The organism is Photorhabdus tasmaniensis, from assembly GCF_011189505.1.
In the GTDB taxonomy this organism is placed as follows: Bacteria; Pseudomonadota; Gammaproteobacteria; order Enterobacterales; family Enterobacteriaceae; genus Photorhabdus; species Photorhabdus tasmaniensis.
In genome coordinates this window covers 1-670 of the sequence record NZ_PUJU01000181.1, presented here as the reverse complement: position 1 = coordinate 670, position 670 = coordinate 1, and the positions used below count along the sequence as shown (strand labels likewise).

General features: G+C 58.5%; 1 protein-coding gene. It reads left to right on the top strand.

Annotated elements, in window-relative coordinates:
• A partial coding sequence (locus tag C5471_RS23420) for a hypothetical protein (RefSeq protein ID WP_166296620.1) occupies positions 1 to 670 on the top strand: 670 nt, incomplete at both ends.

The following is a 670-nucleotide window of genomic DNA, read 5'->3' as shown; positions in this document are numbered from 1 at the left end:
GCCTGCTATTGAGTGGCAGGCACCTGACCCTGCGCACCGGCGATGTTGATAACACCGGCGGAATGATAGCGGCGGACGGCAAAACCACCCTGACCAGCACCGTGCTCACCAATACGCAGGGACAGATCGCGGGCAATGGCGGACTGGACATTCACAGCCGGCAACTGATAAACCGCGAAGGCACCTTACAATCCGCAGACGCCCTGACGCTGGATACTGACGGGCAGCTACTGGATAACCAGCAGGGGCGTATTCTGAGTGAGCGCACCACCACGGTCACCAGTGGCCAACTGGATAATACGGCGGGGCTGTTACAGGCAGGTCGTGAGATGTCCATTAATACCCACGGCCATGGGCTGACTAATACCCGCAATACCGACCAAAAAGCGGGCCAGTTGTTGAGTGACGGGCAGTTAACCTTGCGCACCGGCGACATCGATAACACCGGCGGCAGGGTAGCGGGGAATAGCGGACTGGACATTCACAGCCGGCAACTGATAAACCGCGAAGGCACCTTACAATCCGCAGACGCCCTGACGCTGAATACTGACGGGCAGTTACTGGATAACCAGCAGGGGCGTATTCTGAGTGAGCGCACCACCACGGTCACCAGTGGCCAACTGGATAATCGTCAGGGCCACCTTCAAGGCGGACAGTTGGCTATCGACAC